This window comes from Polaribacter sp. SA4-10 (assembly GCF_002163835.1).
In the GTDB taxonomy this organism is placed as follows: Bacteria; Bacteroidota; Bacteroidia; order Flavobacteriales; family Flavobacteriaceae; genus Polaribacter.
Genome location: NZ_CP019331.1, coordinates 2,028,095 through 2,051,984 on the forward strand (window position 1 = coordinate 2,028,095; position 23,890 = coordinate 2,051,984).

General features: G+C 31.2%; 23 protein-coding genes, 1 tRNA gene and 1 pseudogene. 5 read left to right on the forward strand and 20 right to left on the reverse strand.

Going from position 1 to position 23,890, the window contains the following annotated elements:
* Positions 1–4: 4 nt before the first annotated feature.
* The 17 genes from BTO04_RS08770 to BTO04_RS08855 all read right to left on the reverse strand — a co-directional run bounded on the left by BTO04_RS08770 (position 5) and on the right by BTO04_RS08855 (position 17,350).
* Positions 5–760: a polysaccharide biosynthesis/export family protein gene (locus BTO04_RS08770; protein WP_087564135.1), complete on the reverse strand. Its 756-nt coding sequence runs from the start codon at positions 758–760 to the stop codon at positions 5–7.
* Between the two features lie 348 nt (positions 761–1,108).
* Positions 1,109–2,239, reverse strand: coding sequence for a sugar transferase (locus BTO04_RS08775; protein ID WP_087564136.1), 1,131 nt, complete (start codon positions 2,237–2,239; stop codon positions 1,109–1,111).
* Between the two features lie 154 nt (positions 2,240–2,393).
* Positions 2,394–3,575, reverse strand: coding sequence for a non-hydrolyzing UDP-N-acetylglucosamine 2-epimerase (gene wecB, locus BTO04_RS08780; protein WP_087564137.1), 1,182 nt, complete (start codon positions 3,573–3,575; stop codon positions 2,394–2,396).
* Positions 3,576–3,609: 34 nt separating this feature from the next.
* Positions 3,610–4,704: a hypothetical protein gene (locus BTO04_RS08785; RefSeq protein WP_087564138.1), complete on the reverse strand. Its 1,095-nt coding sequence runs from the start codon at positions 4,702–4,704 to the stop codon at positions 3,610–3,612.
* On the reverse strand, positions 4,705–5,637 hold the full coding sequence (locus BTO04_RS08790) for a glycosyltransferase (RefSeq protein ID WP_087564139.1): 933 nt from the start codon (positions 5,635–5,637) through the stop codon (positions 4,705–4,707).
* Between the two features lie 13 nt (positions 5,638–5,650).
* The gene (locus tag BTO04_RS08795; protein ID WP_087564140.1) at positions 5,651–6,628 is read right to left on the reverse strand and encodes a glycosyltransferase family 2 protein; all 978 of its coding nucleotides are present in this window, start codon (positions 6,626–6,628) and stop codon (positions 5,651–5,653) included.
* On the reverse strand, positions 6,625–6,906 hold the full coding sequence (locus tag BTO04_RS08800; protein WP_157662446.1) for a hypothetical protein: 282 nt from the start codon (positions 6,904–6,906) through the stop codon (positions 6,625–6,627). The genes BTO04_RS08795 and BTO04_RS08800 overlap by 4 nt, the downstream gene beginning before the upstream one ends.
* 217 nt (positions 6,907–7,123) lie before the next feature.
* A complete protein-coding gene (locus BTO04_RS08805) occupies positions 7,124–8,521 on the reverse strand; it encodes an oligosaccharide repeat unit polymerase (RefSeq protein WP_087564142.1) in 1,398 nt (465 codons plus the stop codon).
* A 199-nt stretch (positions 8,522–8,720) separates the two neighbouring features.
* Entirely contained in the window at positions 8,721–9,599 is an 879-nt protein-coding gene (locus tag BTO04_RS08810) for a glycosyltransferase family 2 protein (protein ID WP_087564143.1), read from the reverse strand.
* Positions 9,581–10,429 (reverse strand): glycosyltransferase, encoded by an 849-nt coding sequence (locus BTO04_RS08815; protein WP_087564144.1) that lies wholly within the window; start codon positions 10,427–10,429, stop codon positions 9,581–9,583. Before BTO04_RS08815 ends, BTO04_RS08810 begins: the two co-directional genes overlap by 19 nt.
* 705 nt (positions 10,430–11,134) lie before the next feature.
* Positions 11,135–11,689 carry a GNAT family N-acetyltransferase gene (locus BTO04_RS08825; RefSeq protein WP_087564146.1) on the reverse strand — a complete coding sequence of 185 codons (555 nt, stop codon included), beginning with the start codon at positions 11,687–11,689 and terminating at the stop codon, positions 11,135–11,137.
* Between the two features lie 240 nt (positions 11,690–11,929).
* On the reverse strand, positions 11,930–12,448 hold the full coding sequence (locus BTO04_RS08830; RefSeq protein ID WP_087564147.1) for a GNAT family N-acetyltransferase: 519 nt from the start codon (positions 12,446–12,448) through the stop codon (positions 11,930–11,932).
* Positions 12,449–12,493: 45 nt separating this feature from the next.
* On the reverse strand, positions 12,494–13,195 hold the full coding sequence (locus BTO04_RS08835; RefSeq protein ID WP_087564148.1) for a WbqC family protein: 702 nt from the start codon (positions 13,193–13,195) through the stop codon (positions 12,494–12,496).
* On the reverse strand, positions 13,192–14,316 hold the full coding sequence (locus BTO04_RS08840) for a DegT/DnrJ/EryC1/StrS aminotransferase family protein (RefSeq protein ID WP_087564149.1): 1,125 nt from the start codon (positions 14,314–14,316) through the stop codon (positions 13,192–13,194). Before BTO04_RS08840 ends, BTO04_RS08835 begins: the two co-directional genes overlap by 4 nt.
* Positions 14,309–15,763 carry a lipopolysaccharide biosynthesis protein gene (locus tag BTO04_RS08845; protein WP_087564150.1) on the reverse strand — a complete coding sequence of 485 codons (1,455 nt, stop codon included), beginning with the start codon at positions 15,761–15,763 and terminating at the stop codon, positions 14,309–14,311. Before BTO04_RS08845 ends, BTO04_RS08840 begins: the two co-directional genes overlap by 8 nt.
* A gap of 29 nt (positions 15,764–15,792) precedes the next feature.
* Entirely contained in the window at positions 15,793–16,767 is a 975-nt protein-coding gene (locus BTO04_RS08850) for a Gfo/Idh/MocA family protein (RefSeq protein WP_087564151.1), read from the reverse strand.
* A 7-nt stretch (positions 16,768–16,774) separates the two neighbouring features.
* Entirely contained in the window at positions 16,775–17,350 is a 576-nt protein-coding gene (locus tag BTO04_RS08855) for an acyltransferase (RefSeq protein ID WP_087564152.1), read from the reverse strand.
* A 643-nt stretch (positions 17,351–17,993) separates the two neighbouring features.
* Between BTO04_RS08855 and BTO04_RS15345 the strand changes: the two genes are divergently transcribed.
* The gene (locus BTO04_RS15345) at positions 17,994–18,263 is read left to right on the forward strand and encodes a transposase (RefSeq protein ID WP_198342139.1); all 270 of its coding nucleotides are present in this window, start codon (positions 17,994–17,996) and stop codon (positions 18,261–18,263) included.
* A 125-nt stretch (positions 18,264–18,388) separates the two neighbouring features.
* Here the strand turns inward: BTO04_RS15345 and BTO04_RS08865 are convergent, their stop codons facing one another.
* Complete coding sequence (locus tag BTO04_RS08865) at positions 18,389–18,865, reverse strand: UpxY family transcription antiterminator (RefSeq protein WP_087564153.1); 477 nt, start codon at positions 18,863–18,865, stop codon at positions 18,389–18,391.
* Between the two features lie 124 nt (positions 18,866–18,989).
* On the opposite strand from BTO04_RS08865, the pseudogene BTO04_RS15530 reads away from it, so the two are divergent.
* Positions 18,990–19,154, forward strand: a pseudogene (locus tag BTO04_RS15530) (IS3 family transposase); the annotation flags it as partial.
* Positions 19,155–19,514: 360 nt separating this feature from the next.
* On the opposite strand, the gene BTO04_RS08875 reads toward BTO04_RS15530, so the two are convergent.
* Both BTO04_RS08875 and BTO04_RS08880 read right to left on the reverse strand, forming a co-directional pair.
* Positions 19,515–19,588, reverse strand: a tRNA-Ile gene (locus BTO04_RS08875).
* Positions 19,589–19,648: 60 nt separating this feature from the next.
* Positions 19,649–20,620 carry a polyprenyl synthetase family protein gene (locus BTO04_RS08880; RefSeq protein WP_198342047.1) on the reverse strand — a complete coding sequence of 324 codons (972 nt, stop codon included), beginning with the start codon at positions 20,618–20,620 and terminating at the stop codon, positions 19,649–19,651.
* A 125-nt stretch (positions 20,621–20,745) separates the two neighbouring features.
* Between BTO04_RS08880 and BTO04_RS08885 the strand changes: the two genes are divergently transcribed.
* The 3 genes from BTO04_RS08885 to BTO04_RS08895 are packed head-to-tail and all read left to right on the forward strand — an operon-like array spanning position 20,746 to position 23,885.
* The gene (locus BTO04_RS08885) at positions 20,746–21,348 is read left to right on the forward strand and encodes a TetR/AcrR family transcriptional regulator (RefSeq protein WP_087564154.1); all 603 of its coding nucleotides are present in this window, start codon (positions 20,746–20,748) and stop codon (positions 21,346–21,348) included.
* Positions 21,349–21,352: 4 nt separating this feature from the next.
* On the forward strand, positions 21,353–22,696 hold the full coding sequence (locus tag BTO04_RS08890) for a TolC family protein (protein WP_087564155.1): 1,344 nt from the start codon (positions 21,353–21,355) through the stop codon (positions 22,694–22,696).
* Between the two features lie 16 nt (positions 22,697–22,712).
* Positions 22,713–23,885, forward strand: a complete 1,173-nt coding sequence (locus BTO04_RS08895) for an efflux RND transporter periplasmic adaptor subunit (protein ID WP_087564156.1) — start codon at positions 22,713–22,715, stop codon at positions 23,883–23,885.
* Positions 23,886–23,890: the final 5 nt, after the last annotated feature.

The following is a 23,890-nucleotide window of genomic DNA, read 5'->3' on the forward strand; positions in this document are numbered from 1 at the left end:
TTTTTTAACGGGTAAGTAAAGCTAATAAAGTGATTAATAGGGAAACTGATGAAACAATAATGCTGGTGTTGGTGCCTACTGCCGAGGAGTTGATCTTTGTTTTATTGGGTTCTACATAAATCACATCGTTTTGAGCCAAATAGTAATAGGGTGAATTAAATAATTTTTTATTGGTTAAGTCCATCGTAATAAAGGCTCTTTTACCTTCTTGCTCTCTAATAAGCAGCACTGTACTTCTTTTTCCCTGTATGTTTAAGTCACCTGCCAGGCCAAGCGCTTCTACAATGGTGATTCGTTCGTTAGGTATTGTATACGTTCCAGGGGATTTTACTTCACCCATGACCGTTACTTTAAAATTAATTAACCGAATATTTACAATGGGGTTTACCAAATAAGCACCTAAGGTACTTGTTAAATTTTGAGTGACTTGTTTGGTGGTAAATCCTGCTACTTTTATAGGGCCTACCACAGGAAAATTGATTTCGCCTTCGCTATCCACCAAATAATTTAATGGTTTAGCATTGTTGGTTCTGGTTCCTGGTGTTTCATATAAATTAAAAGTGACTGCTGCTTCTGCCTCTAGAGCGGAAACATTGATGCTTAATAAATCCCCGGACTGAATTATAGGTTCAAAATTCAGTATGGCTTCATTGACTTGCACAGTTTCATTATCTTGAAAATAAACCATTTTTTTTGATGATACACAAGAGGTTAATAGCCACATAACTAACAAAAAGGCACTATATATTTGAGTCTTCATTTTATATATTGAGGATTTTAATTATTTAATTTTTCCAAAGTAAAATTATTCGAAATAAGATTAGGAATTATTTCTCTTAATTTTTAATACTGATTGTTTAAAATATTATTGAACGTTTAGATTGTATAAGGTTTTTATTTTATGACTATGCGATTCAACTTTAAGACATTGAAAATCATATTTTTTAATGGTCGGTAAAGATAGTTTTTTACCATCTACCAGGAATGATTCTTCTTTTTTTATAAGATATGTAAACTTATAGTGCCATGGTAATTTCTAATGAATATAACATTCCATTTTAAGTTTTTATGAAGATCGCTTACTGTTTTTAAAAAGATCTTTCATGAACTAACTGCTGCGTGCCCTCTTTATAAAAATATTATAAAAAGCTTTAAAAAAATAGTTAACATTGGTCCTAACCGGATTCTTTTCATATGCTTCAAAATAGCGCATTTCCGAGGTCATAATTTCATTTAAATTTTTAGGCATGTCGACATAATAGGGTGGTACAAGTCCTACTTTATGTTGTTTGCGTTTATTTTGTAATTCTGAAGAGTATAAACTAAAATAGTGGGGACTCAACGGTCGTACCCCAACCAATTTCATATCTCCTTTTAAAAAATTAAGTAGCATGGGTAATTCATCCAACCAAAACTTTCTAAATATTTTGCCCTCTGTAGAAATTCTAAAATCATTATTAAACTTACCACCTTCTTTTAAACTGTTATGTTGGTGAATGTATTGCTGTAAATATTCTGAATAAGGATACATGGTTCTTAATTTATATACATTAAATAGTTTACCATTTTTACCCACACGTTTTAGTCTGATTAAAGGTCCATAACTTGCATGATGGTCAAATACGGGTGTCTTAATCTTACGTGCTACAAAATATAGTTTGTTATTTATTACTTGCTCTGCTAAAATCTCAAAACCACATGAATATAAACGACCCAAGACTTCTGAACGATGAAGTACTCTATTTCGACCTTTTGTAATAAAAAAGTACATCTTTTTAGTTATGGGTAACTTTGGAAAAATACGCATAAACAATACGTCAGCAACGTAATATATCCAACTTAAAGGTTTCTTGTATTTACTTAAAATAGTTTTACGTCGTAAAGCATAGGTTTGTACACAGTTAACGTATAAACCTCCATCACTAAGTTTACTATTGATGAGCTCTAAAAATTTGTTGATATAACGTGCATCATTAATCTTATTTAAATTAATAATTTGCTTATGATCATCGTTAGTTAATTTACTAATATTAAAAGAATTCGTTGTTGCCGTTGTAAAGCTATTGGTTTCAGAAAGATTAACATGCTTTTCTAAAAACTCGTAAACAGCTGAGCCTACTTCTTCAATTATATTTTGTTTTAGACTGCTTTCATACTTAGGAAAACTATTGAGCTGAGGCCGTACGATCTTCTGATTGAATGATTCATAAAACGCTGTGGATTCTTCTAATACTAACATATTGTGGGGGATTTGTTAAATTTGAATAAAAAGAGAAAGGTTAATGATTTAAATGCTGCCTTATTAATTGGAAAATGGGTTGCTTAGCAACAGGAATAATAAAATTCTTGTGTATATCCAATTCAATCGCATTAATTACTATTTTTTATGGTTTTTAAACCGCAAAGACATCTGATTTTTTTTTAATGCTTTTTTGATTTTTTTTTTGATTGTCTAATAGTTTTTGACAAATAAATTCAGCGGCGTGACCATCACCATATATGGATGGGAATTCAAAAGTTTGATACAAAAGTAAATTTACAGCTTCTTTTATTTTCTTTTTCTCTGCATCCACCAATATACCTGTTCCTGCTTCTATAATTTCTACCCACTCCGTTTCGGGTCGAAGAATAATACAAGGTTTATGGAAATAATAGGCTTCTTTTTGAACACCACCTGAATCCGTTATAATTAATTGTGCATTTTTTTCTAAGGCAATCATCTCTAAAAAGGAAACTGGCTGAATAATTTGGATATTCGTATTGGCATTTACTCGTTCCTTTAATTCTGAAGGAAGGGTTTCCATTTTCTTTTTGGTGCGCGGATGAAGCGGCAAAACCACCTTAATTTTCTTTTCCAATGCAATTTCTAGCAAGGCTTCAAAAATGTCTTGCAGGCGTAATGGATTATCCGTATTGTGATCCCGATGAATGGTAGCGAGAATAAAGTGCTTGTTTGTCAAATTCAATTCTGAAAGAATGCTTGTTTTTTCTTCTGCCATATCTGCAAAAAACAAAGAATTATCATACATCACATCTCCACAATGAAAGATACCTGGCTTATCTACTGTAAAAGGCCCTTCATTTTCTTTAAAACCTTCGTTTAAAAGATTTTGATATCCCGTTTTTGTTGGTGTAAATAAAAGCGTACTCACATGATCACATAAAATACGGTTTACTTCTTCTGGCATCCTTTTATTAAAAGAACGTAAACCTGCTTCAATGTGCACAATTGATATATGTATTTTAGAGGCTGCAATGGCACCAGCAAGTGTTGAATTTGTATCGCCATATAAAATAATATAATCTGGCTTTTCTATTTCCAATATCTCTTCTATCCCACTTATCATTTGCGCTGTTTGCAGTCCATGCGAAGCGGAGCCTACTTCCAGATTATAATTCGGTTCGGGGATGCCCATTTCATCAAAAAAAACTTGCGACATATTGGTATCATAATGCTGTCCTGTATGCACAATCACTTCCTGTATTGATGCAATAAAGTGTTTCTTTATGGCACGCGATAAAGCTGCTGCTTTAATAATTTGTGGACGAGCGCCAATAATAGTGAGTATTTTCATTTAGATAAAAAGGTAATGTGTGATTTATTTAATATTATTTAAACCGATTCTGATAACCTAGGTTTTCTTTCATTGTATGTACGCTCTTTGGATAATTCTCAATAAACCAAACTAGAAATGCTGTGACATCAATTTTATCCGCTAACATTTTTACCTTGCGGGATTTAAACTCTTCCCATAAGTTGTCCATGGCAAGCAATTCTTCCAATTTGGAAATTAAACGCTCAGGATGTTCCGGATTGATTCCATAGGTCAGGCCATATTGATGTTCTAATTCTTCCAAAACCGAAATCCGACCAGAAAAACTACTGTATCTTAAAGAAGGTACACCCAACACAGCTGCTTCAACGCTCATACTTTGGCTGTCGCAGATTAAAAGCGAAGCAAATGACAAAACCTGATGCATATCTTTCGGATTGATTTTTAAAAGATATTGCTTGTACTTATCATCAAGGGTGTCTTCCGAAGAAATATAAACTTGCATTGATTTACGCTCAATAATGGATATCAGCTTTTCTAAAAAATCGTAACTAATTCCTTTTATTCCAAAATCATGATGAGCCGTTAATTTCGCTAAACGGATAATTACATAATCCTTCTTCAGCTTATATTCTCCTACAATTTTATTATCTAGTCTAAAAATATTGGGATGCAAATAACCTAATTTCATATAGCCAGCATAGCCAACTTTTTTATTATCCCATTTTCCAACTGTACATACTTCAGGGCATAAAATTGTTTGAGTAAAAGGATAGGAAAGATCTCCAAGTGTTTTAATGACTGCGTAATCATCTTCTGTTATCGTTATCCGATTGATATTCAATAACTTTCCTATTTGAGCTATGGAAGCATCTGTACCGATAACTAAATCGGGTTTAAATCTCAAAAAAATTGGTAATAATAATAAATTTCGTTTTAGTAAGCTATAGGCAATAGCAAACTTTGTTTTTCCCCGCTCTTGTGGAAGAATATTTGTGTATTCAAAGCCATCCTGAGACAATAAATTCTCTAAGACGTCTTTGGTTTTAATTAAAATTTTGATTTGATGCTTGGCAACAAGCAATCTCTTTATTGTTTCACGTAAAAACAAATATTGGGCGGGATGCCCAAAATAAAATATAATTTTCATTTAACTAATTTTCTTTTCTATAACATTAAGATATAAATTAATTATTTTTTGGGAAATTTCATTTGATTTTAGGTGTTTTACATCTTCACGTCCCTTTGTATCCAATTTATGATTTACAGCTTTTTTTATTTTAATCATTATGTCTTTAGGGTCAAAACTCGAAATATAGCAGCCTTCTGTTTTTCCAATAAGATTATTAATATCACCAACATCAGTGGAAACAATTGGACGGTTGCAAGCCATTGCTTCTTTAATAACGTTGGGGCTACCTTCCCATAAGCTTGTTAATAAAACTACATCGGCAGCGTTAAAATAAAAAGGTAATTGTACATTGGGAACTTCGTTTAAAAAATGTAAATCAATATCGGATCTATTTAATAAATCAAAAGCATCCTTTGCCAATTTAAAATTCTTTACGTAACGCTCTGGATTTGCTGCAAATAACACGTGCTTTTTAGTGGTGTCCCACCCTGTTTCTATCAAAGAAATTTTTCCATCAATAGGCAGAAATCTATCAAAATCAACGCCATTTGGAATTATCTCCACCTCTTTTATTCCAAGTGAAAGTTTCATATCTTCACTCTTTACAATTATTTTTGCCCATGAAAACTTATTGAATAATTTTATAAAAAGCTTGAAATATTTTTTAGATTTCACATCGCTTCCCATTAAAGAAACCACTAATGGTTTTGCGCCTGACAAAGTTGCAACAAAAGCAGATAAGGAGTAGTGGGCATGAATAATATCAAATTTATTGTCCTTTATAAATTTTTGTAATTTAGGTATTGCTTTTAGATACCCTCTTATTCCTTTTCCCTTTATTGTAAAATAGGTAACAGAAACTCCCTGATTTTGTAAAGAAGCACCTTGATTTAATATGATTGGTGATATACCATTTGCCGAATTACCACTGCTTACAAATAAGACTTTCATGTTTACCTAGCTTTTAAATTACTATATAAATCATAAGAAAAAAGACTATTTGATCCGTTTCGAATTTAGGTCTTCCAGGAAAGAAAAATAATATTGAAAAAAAAACAATAATATCCTGAAGTATTCTATGAGATACAACTTGGGCACTTTTAGTTAATAATTGTTTTCTTGTTTTTATCAAAACGGCCATAAAATAGAACAAAATGTATAGTGGATTAAAAAACATCAAACCAAAACTATGAATCAATATAATTATTGTCCATTCTTCACGAATAAGTTTAGGAAAAAATGAAGGGTTTAGAAGATGCCTTCGTATCATTAGTCCTTTATAATTAAATGATCCATTAAAAATCATTTCCCACATTCGCTTACTATCTTTGTACGGTATGGTATGGTGCAGACCAAACACTTCAGCCTTTCTAATTCCCTTTATCCCATTTTTTGCCATTCGTAGAGACAAATCCCTATCTTGGGTTCTTTTCAACCGTACATTCATCCCCTTAAAATGATTCCAAGTTTCTTTTTCAATTATAAAAATACCACCACCGACAGTTGTTACTTTTTGGTCATTTATTACCGTTTTGTAACTTCTGGGCGTTTGACTAACGTATTTCCAATCTTGAGTATAATTTACATCATCAAGAAAACCCACAACATAACTAAATTTTAATCTGGAATCTGCATTTAAAATGATCTTCAAATCAAAAGGTTTCAATTCAATGTCTCCATCCATAAAGAATAAAACTTCCCCGGATGCAGCCTTGGCGGCCAAATTTCTAGCAATTGCAGCATTCATACTGCCGCTTATTTTAAAAATCTTATTGGCCTGATGATCTTTAGCTATTTCTATGCTGTTATCGCTTGAATCAGAATCAATATAAATTAATTCATACTCGACAAGTCTATTAAATTCTATTTGCAGATGAATTGCTTTTAAACATTTGTCAAGGCGCCAGCTCTCATTTTGGCCTATTATAATAAATGAAATCATATATGATTTGTATTTTCTTTTAGTGCTGAATGATAAACTGCATTTAAGATGGCTAAATAAATTACCACTCTTAAAGCACCGATTAATACTATTATTCTTCTTTTAACAGGGTGTTTGGTGTTCAGGTATTTGTACAAGCCATCATCTTTATGAATAATTGTAATATTAAATAACAGTACTATTGATCCACCAATAACATCATCAATCATTAAAGGTGATAAAAACCTGACACGCTCATCAAAGGCTTCCATTTCAATTTTAGAAAACTTCCCAGCCAAAAATTAGTCTTTCATTAAATTTTGCTGGAACAGGGTATAATCGATGCGTTAAGCGGGAATTTTTGTACTCGTTTTAGACTATGGTCTGAGAATTCGGAATCAACATAAATTACTTTATACTTGGCAAGGGAATACCTTTTGATTGTTTGAAAAACATTCTCCAAGCATTTGGTTAGTTTCCAGCCTTCGTTCCTTCCTATTACAATAAAAGAGATCACTATTTTATTTTTTTAAAGTTTTTGTTTTTGTTGAGGATTGCAAATCTATTTCTTTTTAACCTCACACTCACTGGCGGTTGTATAAAACGTCTATTATTGTGATATTGTATAAAAAAGATTGCAAAAAGAAAGCTGCTAATCAATAAAGTTGTGGTATACAAAACTCCTGAATAAAAAAGAAACCAAGAGCTAAAAACAAATAGCATCAGTAAAAAATCACGTTTTTTCTTAATTCTACGTATCATATAAAAGAGAGCACCTAATAAAACAATTAGTACAATGCCACCAAATTTTATAAATACAGTTGCCCAACCAGTTAACATATATTTGGATCTAAATCCAAATTTTGTAGCATTTTCTTCATCGCGGGCTCCAGATTTATTAAACTCAGCATTTCCGTATCCAAAAATATTTGTTTCTTTAAAAAAATCTCCAAATAATTCTTTTGTGTAGTAAATGTTTGTCCCCATCCTGCCCACTCCCACCGTGGGGTCAATTTCTTCCTCCTTTCCAAGATTGTAACGAACAATGTAATCTGATACAAAACTCATATTAAAGCTTCCTCCCACTTCTCCCTCAGGGTTTAAAGTCGCATTAAACCTCACCCCAAAATAGAAAACAAAAGCAACCAACACTGTGGTTGCGATGGTTAAAGAGTTGAATTTAATTCTTTTGTATGCAAAAAAGAAAATGAAAAGTGTGAGTGGGAAGAAAAACCATATTGATCGTTTATTCGAAGCAATAGCAACCAACAAACTCGCCAACACCCAAAACCAATCTTTTCTAGATAATGTGCCTCTATTTTTATACCAGATTAGCATAAAATAAATAATGGGAAAAACGGCTGCTATTCCTCCACCGGAAATAGACAGCGTACCAATAAATTTTTCATTAAACCCTATGAATATTAATTTTAAAATGGATGCTATGATTTGCACATTGAATATCTTAACAAAGATGTTGATCTCATTTGTGTAATTAACATGAAACTTTACTTTATCGAAAAGTATATAAAAAAGAAATGGAACAGAATAAATCACATACTGTCTTACATCACTTAAGGGTTCGGAAAATCCATGGTAAAATACCGCAAGAAAAAACACACTAGTAAAAACAATAAACAACCGCACGGGTGCTTCATTTATTCTACCTTTATGTCCTCTTAAAATAGTAAACCCAACAAGCAAAAATACGGATAAGTCAAAAAGCCGCATAAAAAGTTCCCCTGTATATTCAAACACTCCTGCAAAGCCAACGTATATAAAGATATAAGAAAGATAGGATAGCTTTTGCTTTCTTAATGTAAAAAGCAAATACAAAAATGATAATAAATATATTGCCCAAATAGAAGATGGATTTACATTATCAATGGTTGATATAAATTCAAAGTCTTTCATTTATCTATATGTGAATCTGTTAAGATTGTTCAAAAGTAGAGCAAATAGGTTGAACCACTGTTTTATATTAATCATTGCATGCCTAACTGATCTTTGGCCACAATACTCCGTGCAATCGCAATAAGTATATCGTCTGTTTATAAAAAAATAATCTCCAAACATTTTTTAGGTTTACAGCCTTAGTTTCGACCAATTATGGTTAAAAATTAAATTGTTTTTTTGTCCTGTTTCTGGCTAACAGAATGCCTTTCAACATAAAAGGCAATTTGATTATAATAATTATTCTTACAAAGAATATTTTAAACTGACGCCAATAAAGTTTTTTTAGTAAAAAAATGGGCGTTTTGAAATAAAATTGCAATATCAAATAACTCATTGGATAATTGATATTCGCTAAATTACATTTGATATATATAATATGACGGACTTGTGTTTTTAAAAAAGACATCTTGTTTAATCGCTCCCCTCTGTCATGTACAATGCATGAACTGGGGATTATCCCTATTTTAAACTTATAATAATGCGCCCTGTGGCAATAATTTTCATCTTCACCATAATGGAAAAACAAAGAATCAAACAAACCTATCTTTTTTATACAAGTAACGGGTATTAGCCATGAGGCAGCGTTTACAAAAGGAACCTCAAGAATTTGTTTTTGCACATTTAATTTTGCTTTAGATAAATAAGTTGAAAACTGCTTTTCAATGTTCCCCCTTGCATCATTTTGTATGGGACTTAATATGCCGTATTCAGGCTTTGTTTTGGAAATTTTGATTAAATCCTCTATTGTATTTGATTCTATCCATGCATCCTGATTTAAAAGAAAAACATATTCAGCTTTCGCTTCCAATGCTTTAAGAATTCCTATATTATTGGCTTTACCAAAACCCAAATTAGCGTCATTCTCTATTACTTCAACTTCGGGATATAAAGCTCGAATTAACTCTAGAGTATTATCTGTAGATCCATTATCAATGGCTAAAATATGATGGTCTTGTATAATGGAATTCACCAAGTTACCAAAGCACTTTTCAATCCATTGCGAACCATTATATGTTACTACGATAGAAAATACCATAATTTTAAAAATAATTTTTTAAATTTTCTTTTTACTCTTGAATTAACTTTGCTACGTTGAAGCATATTAATCTTTCTGTTATTCAATATTTCTGAAATCGCAGGGTCTTTAAAATAATTAATCATTAAATCAAGATAAACAATAATTTTTTCGCCCTGTTGTTTATTATTACTCCAAACGCTATTTACATGCACTCTGTAAACTGCCATAACATCAGGTAGCTTTTTTATTTTACCAAATTGTGCATTTAGCATATGCAAAAAATAATCACCTACAGGTGATTTATAAAATTCATCGGGATATTCTTTAATTAATCCATTTCTGAACAAAACAGATGGTGTATGTATATAATTTCCTTTTGCCAATTCATAAATATCAGTAGTTTCAGATACGTTACGAGTTATGTAATCGTCTTCTAACTTTTGATCATTTTCATTCCATATTTTTACTGGGTGAAAACAAATTACAAAGTCTGCATTCCTTTCCAAAAAATCAACTTGCTTTTGCAATTTGAATGGGTCTGTCCAATAATCGTCGCCATCAAAATATGCAATATACTTCGCTTCAGGATAAGTTAATAAATCAATCCCGTTAATTGTAACACCAACATTTCTTTCTTGTAATATTAATTTTATAAAATCTGGATACTTATCCTGATATTCTAATAATACTTCTCTTGTTCCATCTGTTGAAAAATCATCTGCAATAACTAACTCCCACGCAAAATCAACCTCCTGCATTAAAACTCCTTCAATTGCCTGTTGAATATAATTGACATGATTATAAGTGATTAAGCAAACGGATAGTAATGGTGCCTCTATTTTATACATATTTCAAAATGTTCATTAATAAAAATTCAAATATCCAAATTACGAAAGTTTACAAAGTCTTCTAGCCCCTGTTTTTAGACTACCATAGTAATAATAATCGAATCCTGCTTTTTTCATTAAGTCAAATACTTTCTGCATATCGTACTCTACTCGATGCAATTCTATTCTATTGTCTTCAAACACCGCATAAGCCGCTCTTGGATCATTGTCCCTAGGCACTCCTACTGATTCCGAATGCAATATGTCTTTTTTCTAAAATGGTAAAGAGACTGAATATGAGTGTGTCCAGAAAAAAATAATTCACCGGGTATTTTTGAGAAATACTCTTCATTTGGCTCCAATATATATTCATCAATTCGATCGGTCCATACCGCATGAACCATGTGTATATTTTCAACAAACAGTTGCACGGGAAAGGTTCTAAGCCAATCAATATTTTATTTAGTCACAACTGTTCTAAGGTATTTAAGGCAATCATTCACACTTTGAGACCTTGGGCAGAAACCTCCACTTGCCATATACCAATCATGATTTCCCATTAAACAGGGTATTTATCTGCATATTCTTTAATGATTTTTGAAGTATTATCGGTTGAAGCATCATCATGGAAAATTTATTTTTTGCATCAAGAAACTTTCTATTGCCTTTGCTATAAATTGTTCTTAATTATATGTTATGCAACAAATACTTATAAGACACATAGAATTATTGTTTTCTATTGTGCTTCAAATCAAATTCTTCTTTCAGAATACTCATTAGGATAGCATTTCTAAATTTATTTCCTTTAAAAACAAACCCTCTTATTACACCTTCGCTTATAAATCCGAGTTTTTCAGCCATTCTAACCGAAGGTGAATTTGACTCCAGCCAATACCCGTAAAATCGATAAAGACCAATTTCTTCAAATACATATTTAAGCATAAGTTTCCCCGCTTGAGTGGCGTATCCTTTGTTAGAAAACTTCTTATCTACATTTATTCCTGCCCATTGAGCTTTTCTATTTCTATAATCAATCTTATTTATCCCAAAATAACCTATTAATTCATCTGTTTCAATTAGACAAATAGCAAGATATATTTGATTCTGATTTTTAAATATTTTATCTTCGATCCATTTTTTATCGTATTCTGATGAAATGTAATATTTATTTCCTCCTGTATGTTCATACGCATAATTATCATTTCGTATTTTATTAATTAAAGATAAATCTGAGTATTCAAATGCCCTAAAATAAATTCTATTTTCAATTTCTTTTATTATTTACACCATACTGACAATATCCTTAGTAATATATCTTTGATCAATTCGTAAATGAATACTATTATTCACAAATTTGTTTTCTAAACTCTTTTCATTTGTCGTGTGTTGTCTTTAGAATGGTCTTCCCCAATTATAAATTCAAAATCAAATGAAGTCTTTTGCATCAGAATCCCTTCTATTGCTTGTGAAACATAAGCCTCATAAATAGACACTAGCTGATGGGCTTTTCCTCCTTTTTTATCATTTATTGTTAATCAATGCAACAATAATCTCATTATGAAACTTCCCCATTTTATATACTGAAGATTTGAGTATTCCTTCCTTTTCAAATCCTAACTTTTCAACAAAACGCAAGGAAGCAAAGTGTCCTTCTAATATTCTACTGTGAAATCTTTTAAATCCTAATTCGTTAAATACATAGTCAATTAAAATACTACCAACCTCTGTCGCATAACCTTTTCCGTTGTTTTCCGAATCAATCATAATAGCACCCCACATTGCACACCGATTTCTATAATCAATATCATTAATGCTAGTATATCCAATAATTTCGCTATTATCTTTCAAGCATATAGCCAAATAAACATTTCTATCATTATTAAATATCTTATCTTCAACCCATTTCCTGTCATATTCAGAAGAAATATAATATTTGTTTCCACAAGTAAGTTTAAACATTTCTTCATTTGTCCTCATTTTATTTAAAAATTTGTAATCCTCTAATTCAAATGCTCGTAAATAAATGACTTCGTTTTTCATACTCTTTAGGGTTTTTTATAATTTAATAAATGCACAATATCTCTATTAATTTAATTTATAAGAATGAAGTATTTTTTTAATTTCTACCTTATTATTAAACATCATCACATCAATAATTGATAACCAAGGAACAAATGGATGGTTATACTGTTCATATTTGAAATCTTGAGTTTTAATAAATTGCAAATTTATTTGATTATTCTCAAAATATTTTTTGGTATAAAATTCTTGACCACCGTTTGCATTAATATACTCATCAGCTCCTAGTTTCTTGCAAATAAAAATTAGCCTATCTGCCTTATTCATACCTCTTGACTCTGGGCTTTGAATTGAACTATAAGAAAAACTTGTATCTATCTTCAAATAATTGCACAAAGTGATAATTGAATTCGCTGCATATTCACCTATATTTGATATGTCAGCATTTATTATTTTTTTAATGATTTCAATGACCTGATTATAATATGGCGCTTTTTTGTATGCCAATTCAATCGTTAAGATCATTTTCTTTTTCATTTTTTCATCAACAAACAAATTAATTTCATTAATTTGTTTGTTTTGACTTGCTTTAATTAATGGTACCGTAATAAAAGTATCTTTTCCGTTAACTAAAATTCTGTTTCTATTTATCCATCCTCTTTTTATAAAATTAACATCATCATAGAACACAAAATGATCAACAGCGCTAATCATCTGAAAGTATCCTATATAAGGAAATAAATAGGGTTGCATTATGGCTAGCTTCATCCTTTAAATTCCTTTATTTTTTGAATAATTTCATTCACTTGTTCAGTGGCTAACTCCGGATAAATAGGCAAACAAATCACCTGCTCTGCTATATTGTGTGCATTTGGTAAATTGCTAGGTTTTGCCGAATCCAAACTTCTGTACATAGGGAATTCACTTACCAAAGGGTAAAAATAACGACGGCCATAAATGTTTTTGGTTTTTAAATAATCATACAATTCATCCCTTGTTTTTCCATATTCCTTTTCATCCAAAAAAATGGGGTAATAAGGATAATTATGTTCCGCTTTGGTTTGATGCTTTAAAATGCGAATGCCTTTTATTTTGCTGAGTTCTTTATCATAAATTTCAGCTACCTCTTTTCGTTTTTGGATATTTTCTTTCACGTAGTTTAATTGCAATAAACCATATGCGGCTTGCACTTCGTTCATTTTGGCGTTGATTCCTGGGGCGATAACGGTGGTTTCATCTGCAAAACCAAAATTCTTTAAATAGTCAATGCGCTTCTTCGTTTTCTCGTTGTGACATATAATAGCACCTCCTTCTATGGTATTGTAAACTTTCGTGGCATGAAAACTCAAAATGGATAAATCACCGAAATTTAAAATACTTTGTCCCTTAGAATTAACGCCAAAAGCATGGGCTGCATCGTAAATCACTTTTAAACCATAAGTATCTGCTATTTCCTGTATTTTTTCTACATCTGCCGGATTACCATAAACATGAACAGGCACTATTGCTGTAGTTTTGGGTGTAATGGCAGCTTCTATTTTTGCAGGATCAAGGTTCCCATAAACAGGATCAACATCCACAAAAACGGGCTTGATACCATTCCAATGCAACGAATGCGTAGTTGCAACAAAAGTATAGGGTGTGGTAATCACTTCTCCCGTAATCCGCAAAACCTGCAAAGCTGAAGTTAATGCCAGCGTCCCGTTTGAAAATAGGGAGATATATTTAACACCTAAATATTCTGCCAATGCAACTTCCAATTGTTGGTGAAATTTGCCGTTGTTTGTCAGCCATTTGCTATCCCAAATGTCTTTAAGCAATTCTACAAATTCATCCAAGGGCGGCATGGCCGGTTGGGTAACCAGGATAGGTTTACTCTTTTCAGTCATTTTTCCGTTTTAACACTTTATCTAAAAATATTTCTTTTATATATAAATAGTCTTGCATTTTAAAATATTCAGCCAACAATATAAATAGCCCTCCACCGGCCATCAATTGAATAATTAGAATTAAATAATTAGGCAGAATTAAGAATGAGCCTATTAGATATGTAATACTTCCAATGAAAATGGCTAAAATAAAAGACGGCAAAATATCTTTTAATTGTTGCATACTGGAATAAGCAATCAGCTGTCCCGAATAATAGCTATTTAGAAAAAAAGCTATCATCGAAATAATAATCATTCCTACAATCATTGCTTTAATTCCTAATAAAACACCTACTACAATAACAGGGATGGCTAGAATTTTCTTTATAATCTCGAGCCTTAAAAAAAGGTCGGATCTTCCTTGCACATTGAGCATATTTAAATTAATAGCATGCAAGGGGTAAAAGGTCCCGCCAAAACTGAGTAATTGCAAATAAATAACAGAGGGCAACCATTTTTCTCCAATCAAACTCAAAACAAGTGGTTTCGCAACAGCTGCCAGAATTATCATGGATACAAAAGTAATCAGCATCGTACTTTTAATTATTTTTTGGTAGGCGGTTTTTAGCCTTGGAATATCATCTTGTATTTCAGCGAGTACAGGATAAGACACACGCTGTATGACACTTGTAATGTTTTTAGATGGTAAATTACTAAACTGATCGGCTCTCGTATAAAAGCCCAACTCCGCAGCTGAAAAATATTTACCAATGATAAGGAGATAGATATTTCGGTAAGCAGTATCAATTAATCCACTTATCAAAAGCTTATAACCAAAAGAAAACATTTCCTTAAAAGAATTCCTGCTAAATATGAAAGAAGGTTTCCATTTATTCCAAATCCATAACAATAAGGAGGTAATCGCAACTCCTAATAACGTTTTAAAAACCAAGCTCCAAACCCCGTAACCTGAATAGGCCATCAATATTCCAATGATACCCGAACCCAGGGAGGCAGTAATTGAAATTTTTGTTTGCAGTTTAAAATTAATCGCTTTGGTTAATCTGGCCCTTTGCACGATAGTAAAAGCATTTACGATAATACTTAAACCAACAACTTGTACGATTAAAAGCAATTGAGGCTCATCAAAAAAACTGCTGATAGCACCCGCAGAGAAAAACAGCACTATATATAAAATGATGCCAATAAATAGATTGAAATAAAAAACCGTTGAATAGTCGGCTTGGGAGCAATCCTTTTTCCGTATCAAAGCCTGAGTAAAACCACTATCTACTAAAGATTGTGACAACGCAATAAAAATGGTAATCATCCCAATTAAACCAAACTCCCGTGGACCTAGTAAACGAGCAAGGATGATTCCAATAACAAAGGTTAGTCCCAGTTTGGAGAAATTATCAATAAAACTCCATAATAAACCTGATACTGTTTTGTTTTTCAGACTACTCATTAAATATTTTTGTTTTAAAAATAGTCATATCAATGTCCATTGGTAAAAGGATGTTTCATTTGTGGATATTTAACCAAGGGATGATAGGCTCCTTTTAGAGGTGATAACTCCGCATTTCTTATATCATGAACCAATTGTACCGAAGGTTTTGCATCGGCCAACCCAAATCCTTTTCCATCAATAATATCTTTATAACTTTTTGTGTGTAAATCAAAAAAGCCATCGCTAAACTCAATCTCCTTTCCATCTACGGTAATAGAGCGATAGGTTCTTTGTCCTTTTTCTTTTGCTTCCAAAGGAAGTAATTCCTCATTAATAGAAAGGAACCAACGTACACGGGCTTGTTTAAACTCCAAATAACCTGCTGCTCTATCGTGAGAATGAAGGTGAACCAAACTATTTTGTAGTGGACCAAATACCCAGGCCAACATATCATAAAAATGAACACCAATATTTGTAGCGATACCTCCAGATTTGGAACTATCTCCTTTCCAGGAAGTATAATACCAATGACCTCGTGAGGTTAAATAGGTTAAATCAACATCGTAAATTTTATCCTTAGGGCCATTTTCAATTTGCTGTTTTAAAGCTATAATGCTCTCGTGTAAACGAAGTTGTAAAATGGTATTTACTTTTTTCTGAGTTTCCTTTTCAATATCTTCTAAAGTATCTAAATTCCATGGGTTAAGCACTAATGGTTTTTCACAAATGGCATTTGCACCACTGCGCAAAGCAAAACGAATATGGGAATCATGTAAATAGTTGGGAGTACAAATACTCATATAGTCTATAGTTAAACCTTGATTCCGTTTCAATTTTTCAATATGACGATCAAATCGTTCAAATTCTGTAAAAAAATCAGCATTTGGAAAATAGCTATCTATAATACCTACGCTGTCAAACTTATCTAAAGCTGCTACTAAGTTATTATTGGTTTCTTTAATGGCTTTCAAGTGGCGGGGTGCTATATAGCCCGATAGCCCAATCATTGCAAAATTTTTCATACTCTTATTAATTTATTCTAAACACAAAATTATTTTTATCTAATTGATAGGTTTGTTTGCTTTCTAAACATACTGCTATGCCTTCCTTATTAAAAACCAAGCGATGTCCATATTCACCTACCCAGCCTATTTGTTTGCCCGGGTTCCCAACTACCAAAGCGTATGGTTTAATTTCTTTAGTAACCACCGCACCTGCACCAATTAAAGCAAATTCACCTATTTCATTACCGCAAACAATGGTTGCGTTTGCACCAATACTTGCTCCTTTTCTTACCGAGGTTTTTAAGTATTCCTCTTTTCTGACAATAGCAGATCGTGGGTTAATAACATTGGTAAAAACCATAGAGGGCCCTAAAAAAACATCATCTTCGCAAGTAACTCCTGTGTATATAGATACATTATTTTGAACTTTAACATTATTTCCTAAAACAACATTTGGTGAAAGCACCACGTTTTGTCCAATATTACAATTCTCGCCTAATTTTGAATTGGGCATAATATGAGAAAAATGCCATATTTTGGAGCCGTTTCCTATTTGGCAACCGTCATCAATTACTGCTGTTTCGTGTACAAAGTATTTCATAGTTTATATTTAATTTAAGAAATAACCAAGTTTTAACCTTTTCGTAACTTATAATTTCCCGTCAACCAATTCTCTCAAAACTACTTTTTTTTCACGGCTTCGCCACTAACAGTCACATTTGATTGCATTAACAGTCACACTCAGTCGTGTTTTCTGTTTGAGGTTAAAATATAAATATCTATATTTAAATTATTGAAATTGAAGTACTAGTTTGGGGTAAATCTCAACATTTATAATGAATGGGCGAATATAGATAATAAATGGTGATATTTATGGATCAACACAAAAAGTTGTGGAGTAGATTAAAAATTAAGAACTTTGAATCTTAAAACAGCCTATGATATCTTCCTCTTTAGTATCAATTGTTAAATTGTTACTTCCTGAAGTTTTAATTACTCATTTTGAGTTAAAAATTTATACCATAGAAGGGGAAGATTTACATTTCTACTTTACATAATTAAATAGTATTCCTGAACTACTTCTAAATGGAGATACATTAAAAAATTATTAGCTGGAAGTAGGTCTTTATTATACAAACAAAGTTATAAGTGGTCTGATAATCAATCAAAAAAGAGCAAAAATACTTTTTTAAAAATATCCTGACTTAGAAAAAGCATATAAGCTTTGTCAAAACTTATCGTGGATATATAACCAAACAAAAGATAAAACTTCTGCACTAATAAGAGTAGCCAAATGGGATAAAAAAGTAAAACAAGCTAAATTTAAAAGCTTTAACACCATTGCCAGAACAATATCTATACACTATCAAAATATTCTAAACTACTTTGATAATAGAAGTACAAATGCTTCTACGGAATCTTTCAATGCGAAAATAAAAGCATTTAGAGCCCAGTTTAGAGGTGTTAGAAATGTAGCGTTCTTCTTATTTAGAATGTCAAATATTTTTGCATAAATACTAAATCCCACAACTTTTGGACTTGATTCGGATTACACGTCAAACACCACATAATCAATTAGTTAATAAACAGTTATAGCATATTAAATATTTTAACAATATTTTTAATTTTTTATGGCTAATTAAGAATTTACCACCCCTCTTGTTATGGTAATTTTCATACCTAACTCAACCAATATTAATTGCAACTTATTTTTAGTAACCTCTTGCACAATGCCTTCCTTTCCTTTAAATAGTCCTTCTTTAACATCATATTGATCTCCTGGTTGTAACTTTTTCACTTTAGCATCAATAATTTCACCTTGCAACCACAATTTCATGGCTTCAATTTCAGCATCTTTCACAATTGCCGGCAAACCCAACCAAAATAGGTAACGAACAGCTCCATGCACTTGAAATACATTTGCCCTGTCATTTTCATTTGAGTGAATAAATATGCACGAAGAAATTAAGGGAGTTGAAACTAATTTTTTCCTGTCGGACCATTGGCGCTTTGTGGTTAACATAGGACAATATGCGGCTATGCCAAGTTCCGTTAACTTAGTCGTAACTTTTTTCTCATATCTAGGTTTTGTATATAATACATACCAATTCTCCATGTTTTATCAGTTTTTTTTTAGCAATCTAAAACTTTATTCAGAATTTGATGCGGCAAAAGGTACGTTTTTAAAAACGATAACCCCTACGGAGCAATTAATAAAGGGATTTACCAAGCTAAAAAGATTAATACATCATTCAGACAGAGAAATAAAATATTGTAGTAATGTATACACGCAAATACTCAAAAGAAAAAAGATAGACATTAGTATAACGGAAGAAAATCATTGCTACGAAAATACGATGGCAGAACGTGTAAACGGAATACTAAAAGCCGAGTTTTATCTCGATTAAACCTTTGTAAACGTAACACAGGCAATGAGAGATTCAAAAAATGAAATTAATTTATACAATGAGGTAAGATTACATTTATCTTTAGAGTTAAAACACCAAATATGGTCTATTTAAAAACAGCCTAAATCAATTTTAACCTTTAGTCGTATTTCAGGACAAGACAAAACCATCTTTAACGGATTGTGTACTATTAATGAATAACATATCAAAATAAAAAGAAAGTGTAGAATTTGACGACTGCATGAAAAAAGTTTTGGGTAATCATTAAAAATATAGATAAACCAAAAATGTTTGACCTATGTTTTACCTAAACCCATAAAAAAAGCCCTACATCTCTGTAAGGCTTGTGTAATAAAGTGGTCCCACTTGGGCTCGAACCAAGGACCCTCTGATTATGAGTCAGATGCTCTAACCAGCTGAGCTATGGGACCGAAAATATTGGGTGCAAATGTACTCTTTATTTTAAAAAAACACAATAAAAAATAAGAATCTTAAACAGATCTATTCATTAACCACAAACCAAAATCCTTAAGACGCTGTTTATCTGTATCTTTAATGTCCATTTCAGCCAAAGTATTAAAAGCTTTTTCTGTATAAATTTTTATTTCTTCTTTTATTAATAAAGGAATATCGTTTAACTGAAAGATTCTTGTAATATCTGCAATTTTAATAGCATTATCTTTTCTTTTTTTTCTGTATAAATATTTTAATTTTCCTTTATCATTTTTATTAGCAACTTCTACAGCCTTAAGATATAAATAGGTTTTTTTATTTTCTATGATATCACCACCTATCTGTTTACCAAACGTTTCTGGATTACCAAACGTATCTAAATAATCGTCTTGTAATTGAAACGCTAACCCTAGATTTAAACCAAAATCATAAATTAAATTCGCATTGTCATCATTAGTTTCTGCTACAATAGCACCCATTTTTAATGCCGCAGCAACTAAAACAGATGTTTTTAAACGAATCATATTAATATATTCATCTATTGTAACGTCGTTTCTAGTTTCAAAATCTACATCTAATTGTTGTCCGTCACAAACCTCTAAAGCTGTTTTACTAAAAAGTTTTGCTAATTTTTGAAAAATAATAGGGTCATAATTCTCAAAATATTTGTAGGCTAAAATCAACATTGCATCTCCCGAGAGAATTCCTGTATTTGTATCCCATTTTTCATGAACAGTTGCTTTTCCTCTTCTTAACGGAGCAGCATCCATAATATCATCGTGAATCAATGTAAAATTATGAAAAACCTCAACTGCTAAAGCTGCAGGTAGCGCTTTTTTAAAATCACTAGAAAAAATATCTGCTGCCATTAAAGTTAGCACCGGTCGAATTCTTTTTCCTCCTAATTTTAAAATATAATCTATAGGTTCATACAAGTTTTTAGGCTCGTGAATCCAGTCTTTTGATTCTAAATAAGATAGAAATTCTTTTTGATAATGTAAAATGTCCAAATCTAAATTTTTTGTAAAAATAACGTAAAGAAATTCTTCTTTTAAAAGGAAATGATAAAAAATCAATAAAACTTTGGAAACTTTTATTGTTTCTAAAGTTTCCTTGACTATATTTGCACCTGATTATGAGGGAAAAAATTTTAGAAAAATCAAAAGAACTCTTTTTAAACTTAGGTTTTAAAAGTGTTACAATGGATGAAATAGCCAGCGCTTTAGGTGTTTCAAAAAAAACAATTTACAAATATTTTAAAAACAAAACAGAACTTATTGCAGCGGTAACAGATTTTATCTTTAGTTCCATTAGTACAGGAATTGACATGATTTGCGAGCTAAAAAAAGATCCTATTGAAGAAATTTTTGATATAAAAAGGTTTGTAATGTATCATTTGAAAGATGAAAAGTCATCTCCTCAATACCAATTACAGAAATATTACCCCAAAATTTACGCATCATTAAGCAAAAAACAATTTGATGTTATGAGAGGTTGCGTCATAAAAAATCTGAATCATGGGGTTGAAGAAGGTTTATATCGAAAAAATATTGATGTTGAATTTATTTCAAGAATCTATTTTAATGGTATGGTTTCAATAAAAAACAAAGATTTATTTCCTTTAGATCATTATTCTATGAACACATTAATGAATTATTATTTAGAATATCATCTAAGAGGAATTTGTACAGAAAAAGGAGTATCAAAATTAGAAAAACAATTAGAAGAGAAATTATAAATAAATGAAAAAAATAATATACACATTTTTAGTTTTCTTAATAGTGAGTTCAATACAAGCTCAAGAAACAGCGCTAAAGTTATCATTAGACGAAGCTGTAAATTACGCACTAAAGAATAGCTACAACAATAAAGTTGCAGACAACGACATTAAATCTGCTCATAAAAAAAAGTGGGAAACAACTACTATTGGTTTGCCGCAAATAGATGCAAAAGTAGATTACCAAAGCTGGTTAAAACAACAAGTTTCTTTATTGCCTGCAGAAATTTTTGGCGGTAATGAAGGCGATTTTACTGAAATTGCTTTTGGAACAAAACAAAACCTAAATGCAACCGTAACTTTAAACCAATTAATTTTTGATGGTTCTTATTTAGTAGCATTACAGTCTGCTAAAACCTATTTACAAATTTATGAACAAGCAAAAGAAAAGACAGAATTAGGAACTAGAGAAGCTGTAATTAATGCGTATGGAAATGTTTTAGTTGCAGAAAAAAGTATCGAAATTTTAAAGCAAAACAAAGCTGTTTTAGAAAAAAACTTAAACGATGCAAAGAAAATCTATGAAAATGGGTTTAATGAAGAAGAAGATGTTGAGCAACTAGAAATTACCTTAGGAAACCTTAAAAGTCAGTTAAATAACGTTATTAGAATGAAAGCAATTGCCTACAAAATGTTAAACTTAACGTTAGGTAATTCTATAAACACCCCACTAACTTTATTAGATAATTTAGATTCATTAATCATTAAAAATATTGATTTAAACTTAGCAAGTCAATCTTTTAGTATAGACAATCATATAGATTATAAGATTGCACAAAACGATAGAGAAAGTAAGCGCTTATTAATGCGTTTAGAACAAAGTAAAGCATTACCAAGTTTATCTGCTTTTGTAAATTATGGCTATACAGGTAACTCAGATTCATTTACTTTTTTTGATAATGATCAGAAATGGTTTGGTTCCTCATTATTAGGAGTTTCTTTAAACGTTCCTATTTTTAGTAGCTTTAAAAGAGAATCTAAAACAACACAAGCAAAAATAGCTTTAGAAAGTGCAGATATTAGATTAGAAGAAACCAAAGAGCGCTTAAACTTACAAGTAGCTAGCACAAAAAGTAATTATCAATTAAGTATAGAAAATTATCAAACAGCACAAAAGAATTTAGGTTTAGCTAAACGAATAGAAAAAAAGCAACAAATTAAGTTCTTCGAAGGAATTTCTTCAAGTTTTGATTTATCACAAGCACAAAATCAATTGTACACGCAGCAGCAAAATTACATTCAATCTATGTTGGAAGTAATTGCGAATAAAGCAGCGCTAGAAAACGCATTAAACATACCAATCAAATAATAAAAATCAACCTGAAATGACAAAAACATATATCACCATTTTAAGTATTATTCTTTTAGTTTCTTGCGGAAAGAAAGAAACTGTATCCATAGAAAACTTAGTATCTACAGGAACTTTAGACCAATTAACAGCTAAAAAGAAAGAAATAACAACCAATTTAGAAGCTATAAATACTGATTTAGAAGCTATAAATAATGCCATTTCTAAAAAAGACACGCTAAAAAAACTACCTTTAATAACAACTATTACTGCAAAAGAGGCCGTTTTTAATCATTATTTAGAAATTCAAGGAAATGTAAAAACAAAACAAAATATTTTAGTGTACCCAGAAATGCCAGGAATCTTAAAAAGAGTTCTTGTTAAAGAAGGAGAACGTGTTTCTAAAGGACAATTATTAGCAACTATTGACGATGGCGGATTAAGCAATCAAGTTGCTCAATTAGAAGCTACCACACAATTAGCTAAAACTACATTTGAGCGTCAAAAACGTTTATGGGAACAAAAAATTGGATCTGAAATTCAGTTTTTACAAACAAAAGCGAATTATGAAGCACAAAAAAGCACTTTAAATCAACTAAAAAGCCAACAAACTAAAGCATCAATTAGAGCACCATTTTCTGGTGTTATTGATGATGTAATGAAAGAAGCTGGAACTGTTATTGCACCTGGACAAGGATCTGAGGTTTTTAGAATTGTGAATCTTAATAATATGTATGTAGAGGCGGAAGTGCCAGAAAGATATATTGCAAGCATTACTAAAAACAAAGAAGTTAAAGTTGAATTCCCTGTTCTTGGAAGTAGTTTAAATAGTACAATAAGACAGGTTGGTAGTTTTATAAATCCAAATAATAGGTCTTTTAAAATTGAAGTTCCTGTTGCAAATAAAAGCGGAAATGTAAAACCAAATTTAACTGCAAAACTTCAAATTAATGATTACACAGACAACAAAGCTATTTTAATTCCTCAGAGCATTATTTCAGAAAATGCAAACGGAGAACAATTTGTTTATGTTATTAAAAACAAAAATGCAAAAAATGAAGCTGTTGCAGAAAGGGTAATTATTAAAACTGGTAAAACGCAAGGAAACTTTATTGAAGTTTTAGAGAATTTATCTGTTGGAAATGAGATTATTAAAGAAGGAGCTAGAAGTGTAAACAATGGGCAAACTGTAAAAGTTATCAATAAATAAAAATA

What these genes read in the sequence shown, in the direction of transcription:
- BTO04_RS08850 (WP_087564151.1), bottom strand. Translation starts at nt 16,767, where the DNA reads ATGAAAAATTTTGCAATGATTGGGCTATCGGGCTATATAGCACCCCGC.
- BTO04_RS08885 (WP_087564154.1), top strand. Translation starts at nt 20,746, where the DNA reads ATGAGGGAAAAAATTTTAGAAAAATCAAAAGAACTCTTTTTAAACTTA.
- BTO04_RS08895 (WP_087564156.1), top strand. Translation starts at nt 22,713, where the DNA reads ATGACAAAAACATATATCACCATTTTAAGTATTATTCTTTTAGTTTCT.
- BTO04_RS08835 (WP_087564148.1), bottom strand. Translation starts at nt 13,195, where the DNA reads ATGAAGCTAGCCATAATGCAACCCTATTTATTTCCTTATATAGGATAC.
- BTO04_RS08790 (WP_087564139.1), bottom strand. Translation starts at nt 5,637, where the DNA reads ATGAAAGTCTTATTTGTAAGCAGTGGTAATTCGGCAAATGGTATATCA.
- BTO04_RS08805 (WP_087564142.1), bottom strand. Translation starts at nt 8,521, where the DNA reads ATGAAAGACTTTGAATTTATATCAACCATTGATAATGTAAATCCATCT.
- BTO04_RS08815 (WP_087564144.1), bottom strand. Translation starts at nt 10,429, where the DNA reads ATGTATAAAATAGAGGCACCATTACTATCCGTTTGCTTAATCACTTAT.
- BTO04_RS08865 (WP_087564153.1), bottom strand. Translation starts at nt 18,865, where the DNA reads ATGGAGAATTGGTATGTATTATATACAAAACCTAGATATGAGAAAAAA.
- BTO04_RS08770 (WP_087564135.1), bottom strand. Translation starts at nt 760, where the DNA reads ATGAAGACTCAAATATATAGTGCCTTTTTGTTAGTTATGTGGCTATTA.
- BTO04_RS08810 (WP_087564143.1), bottom strand. Translation starts at nt 9,599, where the DNA reads ATGGTATTTTCTATCGTAGTAACATATAATGGTTCGCAATGGATTGAA.
- BTO04_RS08840 (WP_087564149.1), bottom strand. Translation starts at nt 14,316, where the DNA reads ATGACTGAAAAGAGTAAACCTATCCTGGTTACCCAACCGGCCATGCCG.
- BTO04_RS08845 (WP_087564150.1), bottom strand. Translation starts at nt 15,763, where the DNA reads ATGAGTAGTCTGAAAAACAAAACAGTATCAGGTTTATTATGGAGTTTT.
- BTO04_RS08830 (WP_087564147.1), bottom strand. Translation starts at nt 12,448, where the DNA reads ATGAAAAACGAAGTCATTTATTTACGAGCATTTGAATTAGAGGATTAC.
- BTO04_RS08890 (WP_087564155.1), top strand. Translation starts at nt 21,353, where the DNA reads ATGAAAAAAATAATATACACATTTTTAGTTTTCTTAATAGTGAGTTCA.
- BTO04_RS08795 (WP_087564140.1), bottom strand. Translation starts at nt 6,628, where the DNA reads ATGATTTCATTTATTATAATAGGCCAAAATGAGAGCTGGCGCCTTGAC.
- BTO04_RS08775 (WP_087564136.1), bottom strand. Translation starts at nt 2,239, where the DNA reads ATGTTAGTATTAGAAGAATCCACAGCGTTTTATGAATCATTCAATCAG.
- wecB (WP_087564137.1), bottom strand. Translation starts at nt 3,575, where the DNA reads ATGAAAATACTCACTATTATTGGCGCTCGTCCACAAATTATTAAAGCA.
- BTO04_RS08855 (WP_087564152.1), bottom strand. Translation starts at nt 17,350, where the DNA reads ATGAAATACTTTGTACACGAAACAGCAGTAATTGATGACGGTTGCCAA.
- BTO04_RS08785 (WP_087564138.1), bottom strand. Translation starts at nt 4,704, where the DNA reads ATGAAAATTATATTTTATTTTGGGCATCCCGCCCAATATTTGTTTTTA.